The organism is Kitasatospora sp. RG8, assembly GCF_017813315.1.
Lineage (GTDB): Bacteria > Actinomycetota > Actinomycetes > Streptomycetales > Streptomycetaceae > Kitasatospora.
Map to the genome: position 1 here is coordinate 115,472 of NZ_JAGIYX010000029.1, position 18,546 is coordinate 134,017.

At 73.6% G+C, this 18,546-nt stretch carries 16 protein-coding genes; 10 read left to right on the forward strand and 6 right to left on the reverse strand.

Translation table 11 applies throughout. The annotated features are described in order from the left end of the window. Positions 1 to 14: 14 nt before the first annotated feature. The 4 genes from thrS to J5Y04_RS32765 all read right to left on the reverse strand — a co-directional run bounded on the left by thrS (position 15) and on the right by J5Y04_RS32765 (position 5,721). Entirely contained in the window at positions 15 to 1,250 is a 1,236-nt protein-coding gene (gene thrS / locus J5Y04_RS32750) for a threonine--tRNA ligase (protein WP_209416034.1), read from the reverse strand. A gap of 262 nt (positions 1,251 to 1,512) precedes the next feature. After that, positions 1,513 to 2,235 carry a leucine-rich repeat domain-containing protein gene (locus tag J5Y04_RS32755; RefSeq protein WP_209416035.1) on the reverse strand — a complete coding sequence of 241 codons (723 nt, stop codon included), beginning with the start codon at positions 2,233 to 2,235 and terminating at the stop codon, positions 1,513 to 1,515. Positions 2,236 to 2,437: 202 nt separating this feature from the next. Beyond that, the gene (lpdA, locus tag J5Y04_RS32760) at positions 2,438 to 3,847 is read right to left on the reverse strand and encodes a dihydrolipoyl dehydrogenase (protein WP_209416036.1); all 1,410 of its coding nucleotides are present in this window, start codon (positions 3,845 to 3,847) and stop codon (positions 2,438 to 2,440) included. 311 nt (positions 3,848 to 4,158) lie between these two features. Beyond that, positions 4,159 to 5,721, reverse strand: a complete 1,563-nt coding sequence (locus tag J5Y04_RS32765; RefSeq protein WP_374106157.1) for a M28 family metallopeptidase — start codon at positions 5,719 to 5,721, stop codon at positions 4,159 to 4,161. 172 nt (positions 5,722 to 5,893) lie between these two features. On the opposite strand from J5Y04_RS32765, the gene J5Y04_RS32770 reads away from it, so the two are divergent. The 6 genes from J5Y04_RS32770 to J5Y04_RS32795 all read left to right on the forward strand — a co-directional run bounded on the left by J5Y04_RS32770 (position 5,894) and on the right by J5Y04_RS32795 (position 11,676). Further along, complete coding sequence (locus J5Y04_RS32770) at positions 5,894 to 6,070, forward strand: antitoxin (RefSeq protein WP_209416038.1); 177 nt, start codon at positions 5,894 to 5,896, stop codon at positions 6,068 to 6,070. 415 nt (positions 6,071 to 6,485) lie between these two features. Beyond that, on the forward strand, positions 6,486 to 6,989 hold the full coding sequence (locus J5Y04_RS32775) for a cation:proton antiporter regulatory subunit (protein ID WP_209416039.1): 504 nt from the start codon (positions 6,486 to 6,488) through the stop codon (positions 6,987 to 6,989). Between the two features lie 4 nt (positions 6,990 to 6,993). After that, on the forward strand, positions 6,994 to 8,490 hold the full coding sequence (locus tag J5Y04_RS32780; protein ID WP_245205876.1) for a cation:proton antiporter: 1,497 nt from the start codon (positions 6,994 to 6,996) through the stop codon (positions 8,488 to 8,490). Between the two features lie 476 nt (positions 8,491 to 8,966). Beyond that, complete coding sequence (locus tag J5Y04_RS32785; protein ID WP_209416040.1) at positions 8,967 to 9,551, forward strand: TetR/AcrR family transcriptional regulator; 585 nt, start codon at positions 8,967 to 8,969, stop codon at positions 9,549 to 9,551. Continuing rightward, positions 9,548 to 10,966: an MFS transporter gene (locus J5Y04_RS32790; RefSeq protein WP_209416041.1), complete on the forward strand. Its 1,419-nt coding sequence runs from the start codon at positions 9,548 to 9,550 to the stop codon at positions 10,964 to 10,966. The genes J5Y04_RS32785 and J5Y04_RS32790 overlap by 4 nt, the downstream gene beginning before the upstream one ends. Positions 10,967 to 11,136: 170 nt before the next feature. Beyond that, positions 11,137 to 11,676, forward strand: a complete 540-nt coding sequence (locus tag J5Y04_RS32795; RefSeq protein ID WP_209416042.1) for a hypothetical protein — start codon at positions 11,137 to 11,139, stop codon at positions 11,674 to 11,676. Here J5Y04_RS32795 and J5Y04_RS32800 read toward each other — a convergent pair. Further along, positions 11,646 to 13,007 carry an MATE family efflux transporter gene (locus J5Y04_RS32800; protein ID WP_209416043.1) on the reverse strand — a complete coding sequence of 454 codons (1,362 nt, stop codon included), beginning with the start codon at positions 13,005 to 13,007 and terminating at the stop codon, positions 11,646 to 11,648. The two genes, J5Y04_RS32795 and J5Y04_RS32800, sit on opposite strands and share 31 nt — an antisense overlap. A 128-nt stretch (positions 13,008 to 13,135) precedes the next feature. On the opposite strand from J5Y04_RS32800, the gene J5Y04_RS32805 reads away from it, so the two are divergent. The 3 genes from J5Y04_RS32805 (at position 13,136) to J5Y04_RS32815 (ending at position 15,544) form a co-directional block, all read left to right on the forward strand. Beyond that, on the forward strand, positions 13,136 to 13,675 hold the full coding sequence (locus J5Y04_RS32805) for a PadR family transcriptional regulator (protein ID WP_209416044.1): 540 nt from the start codon (positions 13,136 to 13,138) through the stop codon (positions 13,673 to 13,675). A gap of 221 nt (positions 13,676 to 13,896) precedes the next feature. Then, positions 13,897 to 14,802, forward strand: coding sequence for a class I SAM-dependent methyltransferase (locus J5Y04_RS32810; RefSeq protein WP_209416045.1), 906 nt, complete (start codon positions 13,897 to 13,899; stop codon positions 14,800 to 14,802). A 118-nt stretch (positions 14,803 to 14,920) separates the two neighbouring features. Continuing rightward, a complete protein-coding gene (locus tag J5Y04_RS32815) occupies positions 14,921 to 15,544 on the forward strand; it encodes a phosphatase PAP2 family protein (RefSeq protein ID WP_209416046.1) in 624 nt (207 codons plus the stop codon). Between the two features lie 290 nt (positions 15,545 to 15,834). On the opposite strand, the gene J5Y04_RS32820 is transcribed toward J5Y04_RS32815, so the two are convergent. Next, positions 15,835 to 16,947 (reverse strand): ABC transporter substrate-binding protein, encoded by a 1,113-nt coding sequence (locus J5Y04_RS32820; protein ID WP_209416047.1) that lies wholly within the window; start codon positions 16,945 to 16,947, stop codon positions 15,835 to 15,837. Between the two features lie 582 nt (positions 16,948 to 17,529). Here J5Y04_RS32820 and J5Y04_RS32825 point away from each other — a divergent pair. Then, on the forward strand, positions 17,530 to 18,414 hold the full coding sequence (locus J5Y04_RS32825) for an oxaloacetate decarboxylase (protein WP_209416048.1): 885 nt from the start codon (positions 17,530 to 17,532) through the stop codon (positions 18,412 to 18,414). Positions 18,415 to 18,546 lie beyond the last annotated feature (132 nt).

An 18,546-nucleotide genomic window follows, 5' to 3' on the forward strand; every position in this document is an offset into this window, starting at 1 on the left:
CACCCCTGCGCCGCTCAGGCGCCGATGCCGCCGCCCTCCTCCCACAGCTCGGCGCTGTACGCGTCCACCAGGGCGCCGATCCGGGCCAGCGCCTCTCCGGCGGGCATCGGGTCGAGCCGGCGGCCGTCGCGCAGCCGCAGCGCCACCCGCTCGTCGGCCGCCTCCCTGGCGCCGATGACGGCCTGGTACGGGACCAGCCGGGCCTCCCGGATCCGGGCGCCCAGGCTGCCGTCCGCCGGCCCGGCGACCTCGACCCGCAGGCCCCGGTCGAGGCAGCGCTGCCGCAGCCGTTCCGCCTGTGGGAGCTCGCTCTCGGAGACGGGCAGCAGGACGAGCTGGGTGGGCGCGAGCCAGGCCGGGAACGCGCCGCCGTGCAGCTCGATCAGGTGGGCGACCACGCGTTCGACGCTGCCGATGACGCTGCGATGGACCATCACCGGCCGGTGCTTGGCGCCGTCCGCCCCGATGTAGTGCAGGCCGAACCGCTCCGGTTGGTGGAAGTCGATCTGCACGGTGGAGAGGGTGGACTCACGGCCCGCAGCGTCGGCGATCTGGATGTCGATCTTCGGCCCGTAGAACGCCGCCTCGCCCTCCGCGGCCTCGAAGGGCACCCCGGACCGCTCCAGCACGTCGGTCAGCAGCGCGGTGGCCCGCTCCCAGAGCCCTGGATCCGCCACGTACTTGCCGCCCTCACCGGGCAGCGAGAGACGGTAGCGGACCGGGCGGATGCCGAGTGCCCGGTGCGCCTCGCGGATCAGCTCCAGCGCGGCGACCGCCTCGTCGGCGGCCTGCTCCGGGGTGCAGAAGACGTGCGCGTCGTTCAGCTGGATCGCCCGCACCCGGGTGAGGCCGCCGAGCACCCCGGACAGCTCGGACCGGTACATGCCCCCCAACTCCGCCATGCGAAAGGGGAGTTCCCGGTAGCTTCGGGCGCGGGAGCGGTAGATCAGCGCATGGTGCGGGCAGAGACTGGGGCGCAGCACGACCTGCTCGGAGCCGAGGTCCATCGGCGGGAACATGTCGTCCCGGTAGTGCGACCAGTGGCCGGAGATCTCGTAGAGCTCGCGTTTGCCGAGCACCGGCGAGTAGACGTGGCGGTAGCCCGCCCGCCGCTCGCGCCCCCGGATGAACTCCTCCAGGGCGTGCCGGACGGCGGCTCCGTCCGGCAGCCAGTACGGCAGGCCGGCGCCCATCAGCGGGTCGGTGTCGAAGAGGTCGAGTTCACGGCCGAGTCGGCGGTGGTCGTACATGGTGGCGGTCTCCACTCGTGGGCGACGGCAGAACGACGGATGATCGGCGATCCGTTCTCTGCGGTCTGTGGTCTGCGGGCGAGTGGACCGGGTACGACGAAGCCCCGGGGCACTCGCCCCGGGGCTTCGGACTAGCTCAGCAGTCAGCGCGCCGGGACTCTCTCCGGCGTCGTCGTCTGGACGGCTGCAGCGCGCTTCATGTCTCCCACGCTAGCAGGCGGGTGACGTGTCCGGCGACGGGATTAGCGGGCGGCCCCGGCTCTCAGTGCAGGACGACGCAACCACGCTCCGCCAGGGCGGCGCGCAGCCGGGGCGGCGGCGTCACGTCGTTCCAGCGCAGGTCGAGCTTCTCCAGGGCGGGCAGCCGGGTGAGCCACTCGGGCAGGGTGGTGATCCGGTTGCCGCGCAGGTCGAGCCGGCGCAGCTGCGGCAGTCCGGCGAGGGCCGCCGGGACCTCGGAGAGGGCGTTGTCCCGCAGTTCGAGTTCGCGCAGCGCGACCAGCCGGGAGACCGAGGCCGGCAGCTCCGTCAACGCGTTGCCGCACAGCCAGAGTTCGCGCAGATCGCCGAGCCGGCCGAGGGTGTCGGGCAGTGCGGTCAGCCGGTTCCGCTGCGCCCGCAGCTCGACCAGGCCGGCCATCTCGCCGATGGTGTCCGGGAGTTCGGTGAGCCGGTTGTCGCCGACGTTGAGGTAGCGCAGCGCGGTGAGCCGGCCGAGCGCGTCCGGCAGGTGGGTGAGCGCATTGTCGTGCAGGTACAGGAAGTCGGCCAGGCCGGTGAGTTCACCGATCTCGTCCGGGATTGCGGCGAGCGCGTTGTGTCCGAGGTCGAGGGTTCGCAGCCGGCGCAGGCGGCCGATCCCGGGCGGCAGTACGGTCAGTCCGGTGTCCGCGAGGATCAGCACCGTCAGGTCGGTGCGGTCCCGGAGGTCCTCGGGTACCGCGTCGAGCGGCTGCCGCCAGAGGTTGAGGGTCACGTCGGTCATCCGGGCATTCTCCCCCGCCTCGGGGCCGCACCCGTGGCCCGGGCCGGATCCCGCCACGGCCACCCCGCGGCCCGGCCGCGACGAGCCGATGCGGTGACGGCACGACGCCGGGGCCCACCTGTCGGAACACGGCACGACGCCGGGCCCGCCTGCCGGAACACGGCACGCGGACCCCGGCGTCAGCCGGAGCACCGGAGCGGCATCACATGTTGATCATGTGCCCCGCGAGCCCGTGGATCGCCTCCTTGACCGCCTCGCCGAGGGTCGGGTGGGCGTGGACGTTGCGGGCGACCTCGTGCACGGTGAGGTCCCACTGCTGCGCCAGGGTCAGCTCGGGCAGGAGCTCGGTGACCTCGGGGCCGATCAGGTGGGCGCCGAGCAGCTCGCCGTGCTTGCCGTCGCTGATCACCTTGACGAAGCCGATCGGGTGGCCGAGGCCGTGCGCCTTGCCGTTGGCGGTGAACGGGAACTTGGCGACCTTGACGTCGTAACCCAGCTCGCGGGCCTGCGCCTCGGTGTAGCCGAAGCTGGCGATCTGCGGCTGGCAGTAGGTGGCGCGCGGGATCATCGCGAAGTCGACCTCCATGGTCTCCGCCCCGCCGATGGTCTCGGCGGCGATGACGGCCATCGACTCGGCCGCGTGGGCCAGCATCAGCTTGGCGGTGACGTCACCGATCGCGAAGATGTGCTCGACGTTGGTGCGGCCGCGGCCGTCGACGGCGATCGCGCCGCGCTCGGTGAGCTTCACGCCGGTGTTCTCCAGGCCGTAGCCGTGGACGCGCGGCACGAAGCCGATCGCCTGGAGCACCTTGTCGGCCTCCAGCACCTCCTGCTGGCCGTTGCGGGTGACGGTGACCTTCACCTTGGCGGCCGGGTCCTTGTCGTCGATGGCGTCGACCCGGGTGGAGGTGAGCACCTCGATGCCCAGCTTGCGGTACTGCTTGGCCAGCTCCGCCGAGACCTCGGCGTCCTCCAGCGGGACCATCCGGTCGAGGAACTCGACGATGGTGACCTTCACGCCGTAGTTGTGCAGCACGTACGCGAACTCGACGCCGATCGCGCCGGCGCCCGCGATGATGATGCTCCCGGGCAGTTCCTCGGTGAGGATCTGCTCCTCGTAGGTGACCACGCGCTCGCTCAGGCTCGTGCCGGGCAGCAGCCGGGTGGTGGCGCCGGCGGCGATGATGCAGTGGTCGAAGGTGACCAGCTCGAAGCCGCCGCCGGTCAGCGCGACCTGGAGCGTGCGGTCGTCCACGAAGGTGCCGCGGCCGTCGTACTCGGTGATGCCGTTCTTCTTCATCAGGTAGTGGACGCCCTTGACCCGGCCGTCGGCGACGCTGCGGCTGCGCTTGAACGCCGCACCGAAGTCGAAGCGGACCTGGCCCTCGACCTCGATGCCGAAGGTCTTGGCCTCCTTGGTGAAGATGTGTGCCAGTTCGGCGTTGCGCAGCAGCGCCTTCGAGGGGATGCAACCGACGTTCAGGCAGACCCCGCCCCAGTACTTGGCCTCGATGACGGCCGTGCGCAGACCCAGCTGGGCCGCGCGGACGGCGGCCGTGTAGCCGCCGGGGCCCGCGCCGAGGACGACGACGTCGTAGTGCGTGCTGCTCATGGTGCTGACTCCTCCGAGGGTGTCACGGTGACGTGATCTGGGTGCCATGGTGTCAGGGCCCCGGGCGGCCCACCCACCGGACCCCGGTCCGACGGCACCCGGCGGCGCCCGGTAGTACTCGGCGGCATCCGACGGGGCGGTCGGCGCCCACGGCCGAGCCCCACCCCGCCTCACCAGCGACCGGCCCCCGCCCCGCCCGCGACCGAGCCCCACCCCGTCCACGGCCGAGCCCCGCACCGCCGGACGCGAGGCCTGGCGGGGCGGGGCTGGGACGGGTGGAGCCGGGCCGGGCGGGACGGCACCCGGTTCCGTCAGGCCTCGACCTCGTGCGCGTGGCCCTCCTGGAGGCCGCCGCCGCTGCCGGCCTGGCCGTCGGTGTGCTGCGGCGGCACCGGGGCGTGCACGGACGAGAGGTCCCACGCGTAGGTGCCCACGGAGTCGGCGATGACGTCGATGTTGGTGTCGAAGGCCTTCATGTCCAGGTTGCCCAGGTTGTCGCAGGCCTGGTGGTAGCACTTGTCGAAGGCCACCCCTGCGGTGCCGCCGTACCGTGCCGCCTGGGCGGCGGACTTGATGACCTCGGCGCCGGTGTCGGTACCGCCGGACGGGATTCCGGCGTCGATGAACGGGCCGTAGTCGGAGCGGCCGGTGAAGTCGGTCCCCTCGTGGGGAAGCCCGCGCCCGTCGAGGTAGTCGGTGATGTGCCGCTCCAGCTGCGCCGATCCGTCCGGGCCGGGGCCGGAACCGACGTGGTCGGAGTCGTCGCCGTCGTAGACGAACTGGGCGGAGTTGGGCGAGGCGATCATGTCGAAGTTCAGGTAGAGCTTGATCTTCTGCTTCTCGGTGTCGGGCAGCGCCTTCACGTAGGCCTCGGAGCCCTTCAGGCCGAACTCCTCGGCGGACCACCAGGCGAACCTGACCTTGTTCTTGACCGGCTTCTTGGCCAGGTTCCTCGCGACCTCCAGGATGCCCGCCGAACCGGAGCCGTTGTCGTTGATGCCCGGGCCGTCCTCCACGGAGTCCAGGTGGGAGCCGACGACCACGGTGTTGTTCTCGTCGCCGCCACGGGTCTCCGCGAGGACGTTCCAGGTCTTCCGCTTCTCCATGAAGGTGCGGATGTCCAGGCTCACGGTGACCGGTCCGGCGGCGGCCCTGGCGGCCAGCGCCTCGCCGGCGGCCTTGGCGATGCCGCCGGTCGGGACCCGGCCCACCGCCGGGTCGCCGAGGGTGCCGTTGAGGTTGCCCTCGGTGTTGTTGTAGACGATCGCGCCGACCGCGCCCGCGTCCGCCGCCGCTGCCTGCTTCATGGCGAAACTGCAGCCACCGCGCCTGATCAGCGCGACCTTGCCGGTGAACGCGCCGGCCGCGTAGTCGCCCGCCTCGCAGCCGGTGGTGGCGTCGACCGGAACGACGGCCAGGTCGGCGGTCAGACCTGCGGCCGGTCCGCCGACCGAGTACGTCATGGCCTTCACCGGCACGTCCTCGGCCTGCGGCGACACCACGCCCAGCCGCTCCGACAGGGCCTTGAAGTACGTGTACTCGAACTCCTGCTTCGACACCTTCAGCCCCGCCCGGCGGGCCTGCTCGTAGACGTACGCGGCCGATTCGTCGTGGCCGCGCTCGCCGGCCACCCGGTTGCCGCCGTTGCGGTCGGCGATCCGCTGGAGTGCTCTGAGGGTGCCGTAGGCGTCGTCGGCGCTGCTCTCCTCGACGAGCCTCGCGGCCAGCTTCGCGCCCTTGCGCCCGGGGTCCGGGTCGGCCGACGCACTCCCGGTGCCGACCAGGAGTAACGGGGTCACCAGTGCCGCGACCGCGAGCGCGGAGCCCGCGACACGCCGCCGCGAGGCGGCCGGGGGGATGGGCGGGGCGGTCAGGCGACGGATCCGAACGTTCAAGGCAAGTCCCTTCCGACAGTCCGTGGGACTCCCGATTTGACATGCTCGGTGCCGCGTTGCCAACCCTGCCGCGCAACCTGACCGGATGCGGACACCCGGTGGCGCGCCGATGCTGGAGGGGTGGGGCCGTCTCATCCGGGAGTGTGACCGTATGTCCATGATGGATAAGCTCAAGCACATGCTGAAGGGCCACGAGGACCAGGCCGAAAAGGCCGTCGACAAGACGGGCGACATGGCGGACCAGCGGACCGAGGGCAAGTACAGCGGCCAGGTCGATACCGCTCAGGAGAAGCTGAAGGACCAGTTCCGCGACCAGCCTCCCCAGTAGGTCCGCCCGAGGGTGATCCGTGCGGGCGATCCGCGCGGGTCGCCCGCACGGGTGATCCGCCCGCGGCGGGTCCGCCCGTGTCACCCGGCCCGGCGGCGCGTCGGCGGCTTCGGCGCGGCGTGGGCCGGCCCGGTACCCCGGTGCGGTGCGCACGGTAGCGCGTACGGCACCGGGGTACCGGCACGCCCGGCGGGACACGGGAGGACGTTCGCGGGGACTCGCGGGCGTTCCCGCGGGGGACTCAGGGAGGGCGCAGGAGGCTCACGGGGACTCACGGGGACTCACGGGGGGGAGGGCGCGCACGGGATCGGGGAGTGGCCGGCCGGGGCGGTTCCGGCGCCCCCGACCAGGGAGACTTTACACAGTCATTACCATTGACACGCCTGCGGAAAGCCCTGACGAGAGGACAGCCGCCGTGTCGATCCCCCGTGTCCGGACCACTCCCCTGCCCGGTGTCGGCGTCCAGTACGACCTGACCACCCGAGAACAACGGCACCTGTCGGTCATCGCCCACCGGGACGGCTCACGGAGCCTCAACGTCTACCGCTCGGACGACCCGGACGCCTGCTCCCAGGCGTTCCGGCTGACGGCCGAGGAGTCCGCCGCCCTGGTGGACGCCCTGACACCCGCTCACCGGACGGGCGGCCCGCAGCAGACCGGCGGACTGCTGCACACCACCGACCTCGGCCTGGTCGCCGAGCGGCTCCCGCTCGACGGCGCCTCGTACTGGAACGGCCGGCTGCTCGGCGAGACCCGGATGCGGACCGAGACCGGCGCCTCCATCGTCGCCGTGCTGCGCCGCACCGGTGCGCTCCCCTCCCCCGCCCCCGACTTCCGGCTCGCCGGCGGCGACACCCTGATCGTCATCGGCACCCGCGAGGGCGTGGACGCCGCCGCCGCGATCCTGGGCAGGGAGTGATCGGATGCACACCGCAAGCGTCTTCATCGAACTCGGCTCGGTCATCCTCGTCCTCGGCCTGCTCGGCCGAATAGCCGGCCGCTACGGGTTCTCCCCCATTCCGCTCTACCTGCTCGGCGGGCTGGCCTTCGGCAAGGGCGGGCTGCTGCCGCTCAGCGCCAGCGAGGAGTTCGTCGCCACCGGCGCCGAGATCGGCGTCGTCCTGCTGCTGCTCATGCTGGGCCTGGAGTACACCGCCGCCGATCTGGTGACCAACCTCAAGGCCCAGTACCCGGCCGGCGCCGTCGACTTCGTGCTCAACGCGCTACCCGGCGCGGCCGCCGCGCTGCTGCTCGGCTGGGGCCCGGTCGCCGCCGTGGTACTGGCGGGCGTCACCTGGATCTCGTCCTCGGGCGTCATCGCCAAGGTGCTCGGCGACATGGGACGGCTCGGCAACCGGGAGACGCCGGTGATCCTCAGCATCCTGGTGCTGGAAGACCTGGCGATGGCGGTCTACCTGCCGATCCTCACCGCCGTGCTGGCCGGGGCCGGACTGCTGGCCGGCTCGGTCACCCTCGCCATCGCACTGGCCACCGCGGGTGCCGTGCTCTTCGTCGCGCTCCGCTACGGCCGGGTGATCTCGAAGTTCGTCTCGCACGACGACCCGGAGAAGCTGCTGCTCGTCGTCCTCGGGCTGACGCTGCTGGTCGCGGGCATCGCGCAGCAGCTCCAGGTGTCCGCGGCGGTCGGCGCGTTCCTGGTCGGCATCGCGCTGTCCGGCGAGGCCGCCGAGGGGGCGCACACCCTGCTCAGCCCGTTGCGGGACCTCTTCGCCGCGGTCTTCTTCGTCTTCTTCGGGCTGAGCACCGACCCAACCAGCATCCCGCCGGTCCTGCTGCCGGCACTGCTGCTGGCCGTCACGACCGCGCTCACCAAGGTCGGCACCGGGTACTGGGCCGCACGCCGGGCGGGGATCGCCTCCCGGGGGCGCTGGCGGGCGGGTGGGGCACTGGTGTCGCGCGGCGAGTTCTCGATCGTCATCGCCGGCCTGGCCGTCACGGCGGGCATCGAGCCCGAACTCGGTCCGTTCGCCACCGCCTACGTGCTGATCCTGGTGGTCACCGGGCCGCTTGCCGCCCGCTACACCCAGCCGGCGGCCGAGCGGATCGGTGGCCTGTGGGAGCGGACGCGGGGGCGGGCCCGGTGGGAGCCGGGCACGGCGAACACGCCGGAGGCCGCTCTCGTGGAGGCTGCTCTAGCGCCGGACGCCGGGCTCGCGCCGGAGGCTGTTCTCGTGCCCGACGCCGGACTCGTGCCGGAGGCTGTTCTCGCGCCGGGTCCTGTTCTCGTGCCGGAGACTGCTCGCGCGCCAAAAACCGCGCCCGCGCCGGAGGTTGTTCTCGTGCCGGGGCAGACGGAAGCCGCTGCGGCCCCGGCGCCGAGCGCGCGGTCCGAGGCCCTGGGCGGCCCGGCCCCGTCAGGCCATGCAGAGGACGGGACGGTCAACGCGCTGCGGCACTGAGCGCCCGCCGAGCGGACCTGCGACGCGCTCCCGGGGTGGATCAGCCAGGCCGGTCCGCCCCGGGTTCCGCGGCAGGGTCCGCCGTGGTCGCCGCCGGGGTCGCCGTCCGGGGGATCGCGGCGGCCCTTGCCGGGGTACCGCAGTTCTCGCACGGTTCCGGCGCGGGCCGCTCGCGCAGCCGCCCGCACTCCTCGCACACCCGGTCCAGCCAGCAGGCCGCCTCGCCACCTTCGTCCATGCCGTCGATTCTGCCCCGCACCGCCCCGCGCGGACCAGGCGCGCCTGACCCGGTGCGCAGGCCACGTTCACAAGCCGCCAATGCGCGGGGCAGCGTGCGTGCGGCGCGCGCCCGCGTCCGGACGGCGCGCCGCACGCCCGTCGCGGCGGCCCGTCGCGGCGGCCCGTCGCGGCGGCCCGTCGCAGCAGCACCGAGGAGTGAGTAGACACTGTCTACGCGCGACTGGTAGACAGTGTCCATGAATGATCACGACACGGGCCTGCGCGCCCGGCTGGTGACCGCCGGGGTCGAACTGGTCACCCGCGAAGGCGTCCACGCGCTCACCCTGCGCGAGATCGCCCGCCAGGCCGGCGTCTCGCACGGCGCACCCCGCCGCCACTTCGCGACCCACGTCGAGCTGCTGTCGGCCATCGCCCGGCACGGGTTCCAGGAGTTGGGTGCGGCGGTCGCCGCCGCCGACGCCACCGCGGGGGACGCTCCCCGCGCCCGCCTCGCCGCGCTCTCCCGTGGCTATCTCGACTACGCGGCCGCCAACCCCGGCATGTTCGAGCTGATGTTCCGTCATGATCTGCTGGAGGGCAGCGGAACGGGCCTACGGAAGACCTCCCTGCCTCTGTTCGAGACCTTCGCCCGGCTGGTCGCCGAGGTGCGCCCGCCTTCCGGCGCCCAGCCCGCCGCGGTCGCCGGCGCGCTCTGGGCCAACCTGCACGGCCTCGCCCAGCTGCGGGCCTGGGGCAGCCTCCAACTCGCCACCGGCACCGACGACATCGGCCCGCTGCTGACGGTGACCCTGGCCGCCCACCTCGGGCCCGAGCCGCGGTGAACCCCGCCACCCACCAACGCCTGACCCTCGCCGGGAGCATCACCGGCGCGGCGATCGTCGCCCTCGACGGCACGGTGCTCACCGTCGCCCAGCCCAGCATGCAGCGCGACCTGCACGCCTCCTTCGCCGCGGTGCAGTGGACCAGCACCGGTTACCTCATCGCGGTGGCGAGCCTGCTGGTCTTCGCCGGGCGGCTCGGCGACCGCTACGGACACCAACGGGTCTTCTCCATCGGCGTGTTGGGGTTCGCCGCGGCCTCGGCCGGGATCGCCGTGGCGCCCGGCACCGGCTGGGTCGTCGCTCTGCGAACCGTCCAGGGCGTGGCGGGAGCACTGCTTCAGCCCGCCACCCTCGGCATGCTGCGGGCCGCTTATCCCGCCGACCGGCTGGCCATGCCGATCGCGCTGCGCACGAGCGCGATCGGGCTGGCGGCCGCGGCCGGCCCGCTGGTCGGCGGCGCCCTCACCGCCCACCTCGGCTGGCGGGCCGTCTTCCTCCTCACCGTCGCACCCGCCGTGGCCGCCGGCCTGCTGGCCCTGGCCGTGCGGCTTCCGCAGCCGCCCGGCGACCGCGCCGCCGGCCTGGACCTGCCCGGCGCGGCACTGCTCGCGGCGGCGCTGGTCTGCCTGGTGCACACCCTCGTCGGCGTCCCCGAACACGGGTGGACGGCGACGACCGTACTCGGGCTGCTCGGTGCCGTCCTGCTCGGCGTCGCCTTCGTCCGGCGCGAACGGCGCACGGCACACCCGTTGCTTCCGCCGCGCGTGCTCCGGTCGGCCACGGTCGGGCCCGCGCTCGGGGTGCTGCTGGCGGCCTCGGCGGCGATCTTCGGGACGTTGTTCCTCGCGACGTACTTCCTCCAGGACGTGCTCTCCCTGGACCCGTTGCAGAGCGCGCTCCGGGGGCTGCCGCTGGCCGTCACGATGGTGCTCGCCGCCCCTGCCTCCGCCGTCCTGCTGCGCCGCCACGGAGCGCGCCGCACCGTCGCGTCGGGCATGGTTCTGATCGCCGTCGGCGCGGCACTGGCCTCCCGGTTCGACCACTCCTCGGGTGCGCTCACGATCGGCGCCGCCTTCCTGCTGCTGGGCACCGGGTTCGGGACGGTGATGGTCACCGCCACCGCCGTGCTCGTCCGCAGCGCCTCGGTCGCCGACGCGGGCGTGGCCGGCGGCCTCCAGCAGACCGCGATGAACATCGGACCCGCCCTGGGCGTGGCCGCCGCGACCACCCTCACCGCCGGGCGGCCGCTGGCCGAGGCCACGGGCCCGGCACTGCTGGCCCTCTCGGGCGTCGCCGCGCTGGGGGCCGTGCTCGCCGGACGGCTTCCGGGGACGGGGGCGGTGGCCGGCGCCGCTCCGACCCCCTCGGCCGCGCCCTCGACCGCGCCCTCGACCGCACCTTCGACCGCGGAGTAGGGCCGGGCCCCGGTGGGGGGACGGGCTCGTCCCCCCACCGGGGGAGGGAACGGGAACCGCACCCCCCACAGGTGTGACCTGACGTCAGCCCGGCGCCTGATGCACGGCATTCGGGTTCCTGGAACCGTTGGAACCGTTCACCCAAGGTCCCCACCCGGGAGGTCCCCGCCATGTCCGCACTCGCGATGCCGCGCCCCGGGGCGGGAGCCACCGGGATTCCGCGCCCGCCCCGGCGGGCCGTCAGGGCCGCCTACGCGTCGGCACTCTCCGCGACGCTCGGCTTCGTACCGCTGCACGCCATCTGGGCGCTGGGCGTCCCGCTCTGGAGCAACGAGGAGAAGTTCCGCGCCTGGTACGCCGAGGGCGGCGGGCCCTACCTGTTCGTGCTGTGCGCGATGGCCGTGCTGGCGGGCGCCCTCGCGCTGAGCCTGGTGCGGCCGTGGGGGCTGGCCTTCCCGGCCTGGGTGCCGCTCGTCGCGGAGCGGCCGGTCCCGCGCCGGACGCTGGCGGCCGCGGCCCACGCACTGTCGGCCTTCCTGCTGCTCTACACCGCCTTCGCCGCCGTCGTGACGGTGAGGCAGTTCGACTCCGCGGACGCGATCTTCAGCCCGTGGATCGTCGTCTACGGAATACCGCAGTTCCTGGTCTGGGGCATCGGCCTGCTCGTCGCCGCGCGCTCCTACGCGGAACGCACCTGGTCGAGGCGCTGATCCGTGTCCGCCATCGTCGCCGTCGCCGTCGGCGGTGCCACCTCGTGGCCCCGCCTCCCCCGCCCGATCAGCAGCCGCATCAGCCCGAGCTGCGCCAGCGCGCCCACCGTCATGCCGGCCCAGAGTCCGTTCACGCCGAGCGGACCGGAGAGGGCGGCGCCGGCCGCGAGCTGGAGGGCGAGGCCGAGGAGGACGGCGGCGACCAGGCGGCGGCCGGCGCCGGTGGCCTGGTGGACACCGCCGAGGGCGACCACCAGCGCGTACGGGAGCAGGTAGAGGCCGGCCATCCGCAGGAACCCGACGGACTGCCCGGCCACCGCCGGGTCGTCCGTGAACAGCGCGGTGACCGGTCCGGCCAGGACCGCGCAGAGGACCGCCGCACCCGCGCCGAGGCCGCCGGCCAGGCGGGCGGCGTCCTGGCCGAGGCCGCGCAGCGCGGCGGTGTCGCCCGCGCCGGTGAGCCGGGCGGCCTCGATGGCGGCGGCCTGCCGGACGGCGTAGAACGCCATGGTGACGATCAGCAGCACGCGGTACCCGACGCCGTAGCCGGCGACCGCCGGGACACCGAACGCGGCGACCAGGCCGAGCTGCACCGTGCCGACACCCATCCGGGCGGTGAAGTCGAGCCCGAACGAGGCCCCGGCCGCGATGATCCGACGGGCGTCCCCGCCGAGCCCGCCGCGTGACGCCGGCAGCCGGCGGCCCCGCCGCAGGAGCAGGGTCACGGCGAGGGCGATGGCGCGCGAGAGGGCCAGGGCGAGCGCCCCACCGGTCACGCCGAGCGCCGGGAGCGGGCCGGGGCCGAGGATCAGCAGCGGATCCAGGACGAGCAGCAGGCCGTTGGAGAGCAGGGCCATCCGCATCGGGGTGCGGGTGTCGCCGCGGCCCTTGAAGAGCTCGTCGGCGACGCGCTGGGCGAAGAAGAGCCCGAAGGCGGGGAAGGCCACCGTGAACCAGTCCGCGGCCAGGCCCGCGGCGGGGCCGTCCAGGAAGGCGCCCGCGATCTCCTCCCGCAGCAGGAATCCGGGAACGGCGATCGCGAGGCTGCCCGCGGCGCAGAGTCGCCAGGCGGCCCGCTCGGTGCGGCCCGCGGACGCCGGATCGCCGGCGCCGACGGCGCGCGAGAGCCGGACGGTGGTGCCGGAGGAGACCACCAGCACCAGGCCGAGCAGCAGGTTCTCCACGGTGCCCGCCAGGGTGACGGCGGCGACGGCGGCTCCGCCGAGGCCGGCCACCCAGACGGTGCCGATGACCGAGGCGATGACCCCGGAGAGCAGTTCGCCGTAGACCGGTCCGGCCAGTGCCAGCAGCCTCGGCAGGTGTCCTCGCATGGGTGTCCCCCGTCTTTCGGATCGTTCGTCGCTCATTGCCTCGAATAGAGATACCTCGAATCGATACACCTCGACAAGAGGTAAAGTGTCGCCCGCACGGAGCGTGCGACGACGGAAAGGCTTCGACTGTGCTGACCCTCGCGATCCTCGGCTTCCTGCACGACGAGCCACTGCACGGCTACGAGTTGAAGTCCCGGATCACCGGCCTCACCGGCCACATCCGGCCGGTCAGCGACGGCGCGCTCTACCCCGCCATCGCGCGACTGGAGAAGGCGGGGCTGCTGGCGCGCCGCAGCGAGCCGGGCAGCGGCGCCGCGCCGCGCCAGGTACTGGAACTGACCGCCGACGGCCGGGCCGAACTGGAACGCCGGTTGGCCGACCCGGCCGAGGCCGAGATCTCCGACCAGATCCGCTTCTTCACCGTCGCGGCCTTCCTCGACCGCCTCGCCGACCCGGCCCGCCAGGCCGCCGTGCTGCGGCGCCGGCTGGCCTTCCTGGAGACGCCGAGCAGCTTCTTCTACGACGCCGACGGCCGGCCCGTCACCGCCGAGCAGGAGCGGAACCCGTTCCGGCGCGGCATGCTGCTGGTCGCGCGCGCCTCCGGGGCGGCCGAGCGGGCCTGGCTGAGCGAGACCATCGCGGAGCTGGAGGGCGGGCCGGCCTCCTGAGGGCGGAGGGCCAGGTCAGGCAGGGTCCGCACCCCGGTCCGCGCCCCCGGTCCGCACCCGGCGCCGGCACGGTCACGGCTCTCGCGCCGCAGCGGCAGACCGGTCGTACACCGGGGCAAATTGCCCCTTCCGCACCAGGCGCAACAGCGCCGCACCGTGGCTATGATGATCCGCCTCACACCACGGCGCACCGCCGCGGGGTGAACCGCATGCGCCGGGCCATGCCCGCACCCCTGGAGGCCGCCGTGCCCGTTGCCGACACCGAAACCGCCCGACCGGCACGTCCGAACCGCGACGCCATCCCCGGCTGGTTCTTCAAGGTCGACCAGGAGGCCTTCGGGCGGTTCCTCACCGCGCAGAGCGAAGCCGGCCACAGCGGCGACCTCCTCGAACTCGGCACCTATCTCGGCCGCAGCGCCGTTCTGCTCGGCGACCACCTCCGGCCGGGCGAGCAGCTGACCGTCTGCGACCTGTTCGACTCCGAGGCGGGTGACGCCGACAACGCCGCCGAGATGGCGATGTCCTACCGCAAGACCCTCACCAGGACGGCCTTCGAGGCCAACTACCTTGCGTTCCACGCCCGGTTGCCGGTGATCGTGCAGGCCCCCACGTCGGTGCTGGCGGACGGCCGGATCCCGGACGGCAGCTGCCGCTTCGTCCACATCGACGCCTCGCACCTCTACGAGCACGTGGCCGGGGACATCGCGGTGGCCCGGGCGGCGCTGGCCGAGGACGGGCTGGTCGCGCTGGACGACTACCGCTCGGAGCACACCCCGGGTGTCTCCGCCGCGGTCTGGCAGGCGGTCTTCACCGGCGGACTGCGGCCGGTCCTGCTCACCCCGATGAAGTTCTACGGAACGTGGGGCGACGCCGAGGCCGCCCAGCGGACCCTGCTCGCCCGGGACTGGCGGGCCGAGGGCTACACGGTGGACGAGGACACCATCGCGGGCGCCCGGGTACTGCGGCTGAACCACCGGGCGAAGCCCGCCTCGGAGGCGGCGCGCCGCTCGGCCCCGCGCCGGCTCGCCCTGGACCTGCTGCCGCCGGTCGCCACCCGCGCGGCCCGCCGGGCGCTGCGGGCGCTGCGAAGCCGCCGGGCCGTGCAGCAGGTCCGGGCGGCGGCCTGAGCCGGCCCGCTCCCCCGGGCCGGGTGGCGGGGGCGGGCGGAGCGGATCGGTAGGCTGTCGCGGTGCGCCGACCGATCTCCGCTCCCCCCGCCCCGCCGACCCGCCGCGAGCCGCGCCGGTGAGCGCCTTCGTCCCGCCGGAGCCGCCGGCCTTCGCCGCCGCCTCGCCGCGCGAGCGCCTCGCGCGGCTGGTCACCGAGGTGCTGGCGCCCGCCAATCTGGTCATCGCACTGCTGCTGCTCGTCGGCGCCCACAGCACCGCGAACTGGTCGGGGGCCGGCTGGGGCCTGCTGGCGGCGCTGTTCTGCGGGGTGGTGCCGATCGGCCTGATCGCGCTCGGAGTACGACGCGGCGCGCTGACGGACAAGCACATCCGGATCCGCCGCCAACGGGTGGTGCCGATGGCCGCGAGCCTGCTGTCGGTGGTGGCGGGGCTGACGCTGCTCCGCGTGCTGCACGCCCCCGCGGACGTCGGTGCGCTGGTCGTCGCGATGCTCGTCGGCCTGCTGTCGGCGCTGGCCGTCACCGTCTGGTGGCAGATCTCGCTCCACAACGCGGTGGCCGGGGGAACGGCGATGATCCTGGGGCTGGCCTTCGGCCCGGCCGTCCTGCCCGCGGCCGCGACCCTGCCGGTGGCGGTGGGCTGGTCCCGGCTGGTCCTGAAGGCTCACACGCCGGCGCAGGTGCTCGCCGGAACGGCGCTCGGCGGTGTCTGCGCGCTGGTCTTCATGCTGTTGCGCTGAGCCGTGCACCCCTTCGGACGGCACCGGGAGCAAGGACTGCACTCCGGGTTCGACGCGACGCCGTGCGCCCGGTCGGGCGGCGATCGGCACGGTCGGGCGGCCGTCCCCACGGCCTCCCGGCGGTCCGGACCCCAGGGCGCCGCCCGCGGGGGTCCGACGGCGGGGTCCGACCACGGGAGTACGACGGCACCGGCCGGCTCTCGACGTTGCTGACGGCCGTGCTCGGCGCCGCCGCCCCCGGGCTCGGACTCGGACTCGGACGGCTCAGGGCGGTCGGACCCCGTGCCCGCTCAGCCGGTGTGAAGGATCCGGAAGCGACCGGAGTCCGCCGGATCCCGGTCGACGACCTGGACTGACGACCAGGCCCACTGCCAGACGCCGCTGCCCGGTGTGCGGGAGAACCGGATCTGCCCGCGGGTGCCCTCGACCGCAACCTGCGGCCAGGCCCCGGCGATGCGCGCCCGGTCCGTGCCGTGAGAACGCAGTACGTCGGCGAGGACGGCGACCGTGTCGTAACCCTCGAAGGCGACGAAGGACGGTGCCTCGCCCAGCCGCTCGCGCAGGGCCGTCCCGACCCGTGCACCGAGTGGACCGAGACGCTCGGGCAGGTAGCGCAGGAACGGGATCGCCGAGCCGTCGTCACCCAGCAGCGCCGCCCACTCGGCGAACTCCGGCTGTCCTGCCGGAGCGCCGATCACGACCTCGGCGAGGCGCCGGTCGCGGCGCACGGACCTGACCAGCGACACCGCCGGCTCCGGGAGGCCGGTCAGCAGGAGGAGGGCCGTCGCACGATGGTCGACGAGTGCCTCGCACACGCCCGCGGGGTCGAGCGCGCCCGTGTCGAGTTCGATGAGGGTGCCGCCGCGCGGAGCGAGGTGGTCCCGCAGGATGCGGGTCCCGGATGCCCAGTAGACGCTCTGCTGGGCTGCTACGGCGATCCGGCTGTGGCCCGCGCCGAGGAGGAAGTCGGCGTAGATCCGCCAGCCGTGGGACTGCGCGGGGCAGAGGCGCGCGACCCATTCCGTCGGCTGTTCGGTGAGCGCGTCGAGGACCGCCGACGAGCAGAGGAACGGCAGGCCGAGGGCGTCGGCCCTGGCGGCGACGGCGCGAGCGACGACGCTGTGGTACTCCCCCGCCAGGGCGGCCACGCCCAGGCCGGCCAGTTCGTCCACGGCCTGGGCGGCCCTCTGCGGATCGGCGGCGGTGTCCCGGACGACCAGCTCCAGCGGTCGTCCGACGATCCCACCGCTGTCATTGACGTCGCGAACGGCCAGCTCAAGGCCGGCCAGCAGGTGTTGCCCCGCTCCGACCCAGCCGGGCCGGGTCAACGGAGCAAGAGCGCCGATCCGGACGGACGGTCCTTCGGTCCGGCCCGCTCCGGGCGGCGGTGATGGCGTCTTCATGCCTTGGAGTCTCCTTGTCAGGACGAGGTGGCGGCTTGCCCGGACCGCGGAGCGGTGGTCCCCCGGGTACGCCCGTCCCCGGGCCGACCCGAACGCGCGCCATCAGGCCCGATCACCGCTCGCACCCCCTCTCACGCCGCGTCGCCGCTCATGTCCGTACGCAACACGAGCGGGGCCGGATCCTCGGATCGGGGCCGGGCCATGCAGGCGATCTTCGCACCTGACCCGCCGTCCTGACAGGGCATTTGTTCGACTTGCATCTCCGACGGCTCCCCACCTCCACCGCGAGCGCACGAGCCCGTCCGGCCGCCTGCGGGCCGGTGGCCACCGGCCCGGTCCGAGCCCTGCAGGGCGGTCCCCCGGAGCCCTGCGGGCGGGCCTTCCGGTGGCGAGCGGCGGGGCGCCTCGCCCGCTTTTTCATATGCCATTCCTATGAATAGACGGCGCATCACTCACACGAGGGAACTTCCTTTAAAGATTTGCCCACGGAACATTAAAGATTGCATAGTGATAACGCCTCAATTGGCCCTAGGGATGGCCAAGTCCAGGCAAAGTCACACCCTTTGATGTGAGGAGAAGGTCTTGCTTCACGGAAACCCGGCGTCGGGCCACGGCCAGCGACTCCGCGAGGAGATCGCCGCCCCGGGCACGACCCCGCTGATCGGCGTCTACGACATGTACTCGGCCTCCATCGCGGCCGAGCACTACCACGGCATGTTCGTCTCCGGCTTCGGCTTCGCCGCGTCCTACTACGGTCTGCCCGACATCGGGTTCATCGCCTGGCCGGACATGGTGGCCTTCGTCGAGCGGCTGCGCGGCGCCTTTCCGCAGCACCACCTGCTGGTCGACATCGACGACGGCTACGTCGATCCCGAGGTGGCCTGCCACGTCGTGCGAAGGCTGGAGCGGATCGGCGCCTCCGGCGTCATCCTGGAGGACCAGAAGCGCCCGCGCCGCTGCGGCCACGCCGACGGCAAGCAGGTGCTGCCGCTGGAGGAGTACCTGGAGAAGCTGGACCAGGTGCTCGCCAACCGCACCGACCTGGTGGTCGTGGCACGGACGGACGCCACCGAGGAGGACGACATCCTGCGCCGCGCCGAGGCGCTCGCGGCCACCGACGCGGACGTCGTCCTCGTGGACGGCGTGCGCAGCGAGGAGTGGATCCGGCGCATCCGCAAGGTCGTGGGCGACAAGCCGCTGCTCTTCAACCAGATCGCCGGCGGCAAGTCCCCGCGCCTGTCGCTTTCGGAACTGACCGGCCTCGGAGTGGACGTCGCCATCTACAGCACGCCCTGCCTGTTCGCGGCGCATCGGGCCATGGACGAGGCGCTGGCAGGGCTGAAGGTGGCCGACGGCCGGCTACCGGCGCCGACCGGGGACAGCCGCCAGATCGGCGTCCGTGAGTCCACCGAGCTGCTGGAGCGGAACATCGCCCATCCGCGGGTGCGCGAGGCGGTGCGGGCGTGACGCCCGACCCGCGTCGCCGGGACGGGCGCGGTGGGCGCAGCGGGCTGGGTGGGCGCGGCGCCGTGCCCGTGCGGGCGGCGGTCCGGCGGCGGCTGGCCGTCGCCGGGCTGGCCGGGGCGTGGGCGGCGCTCG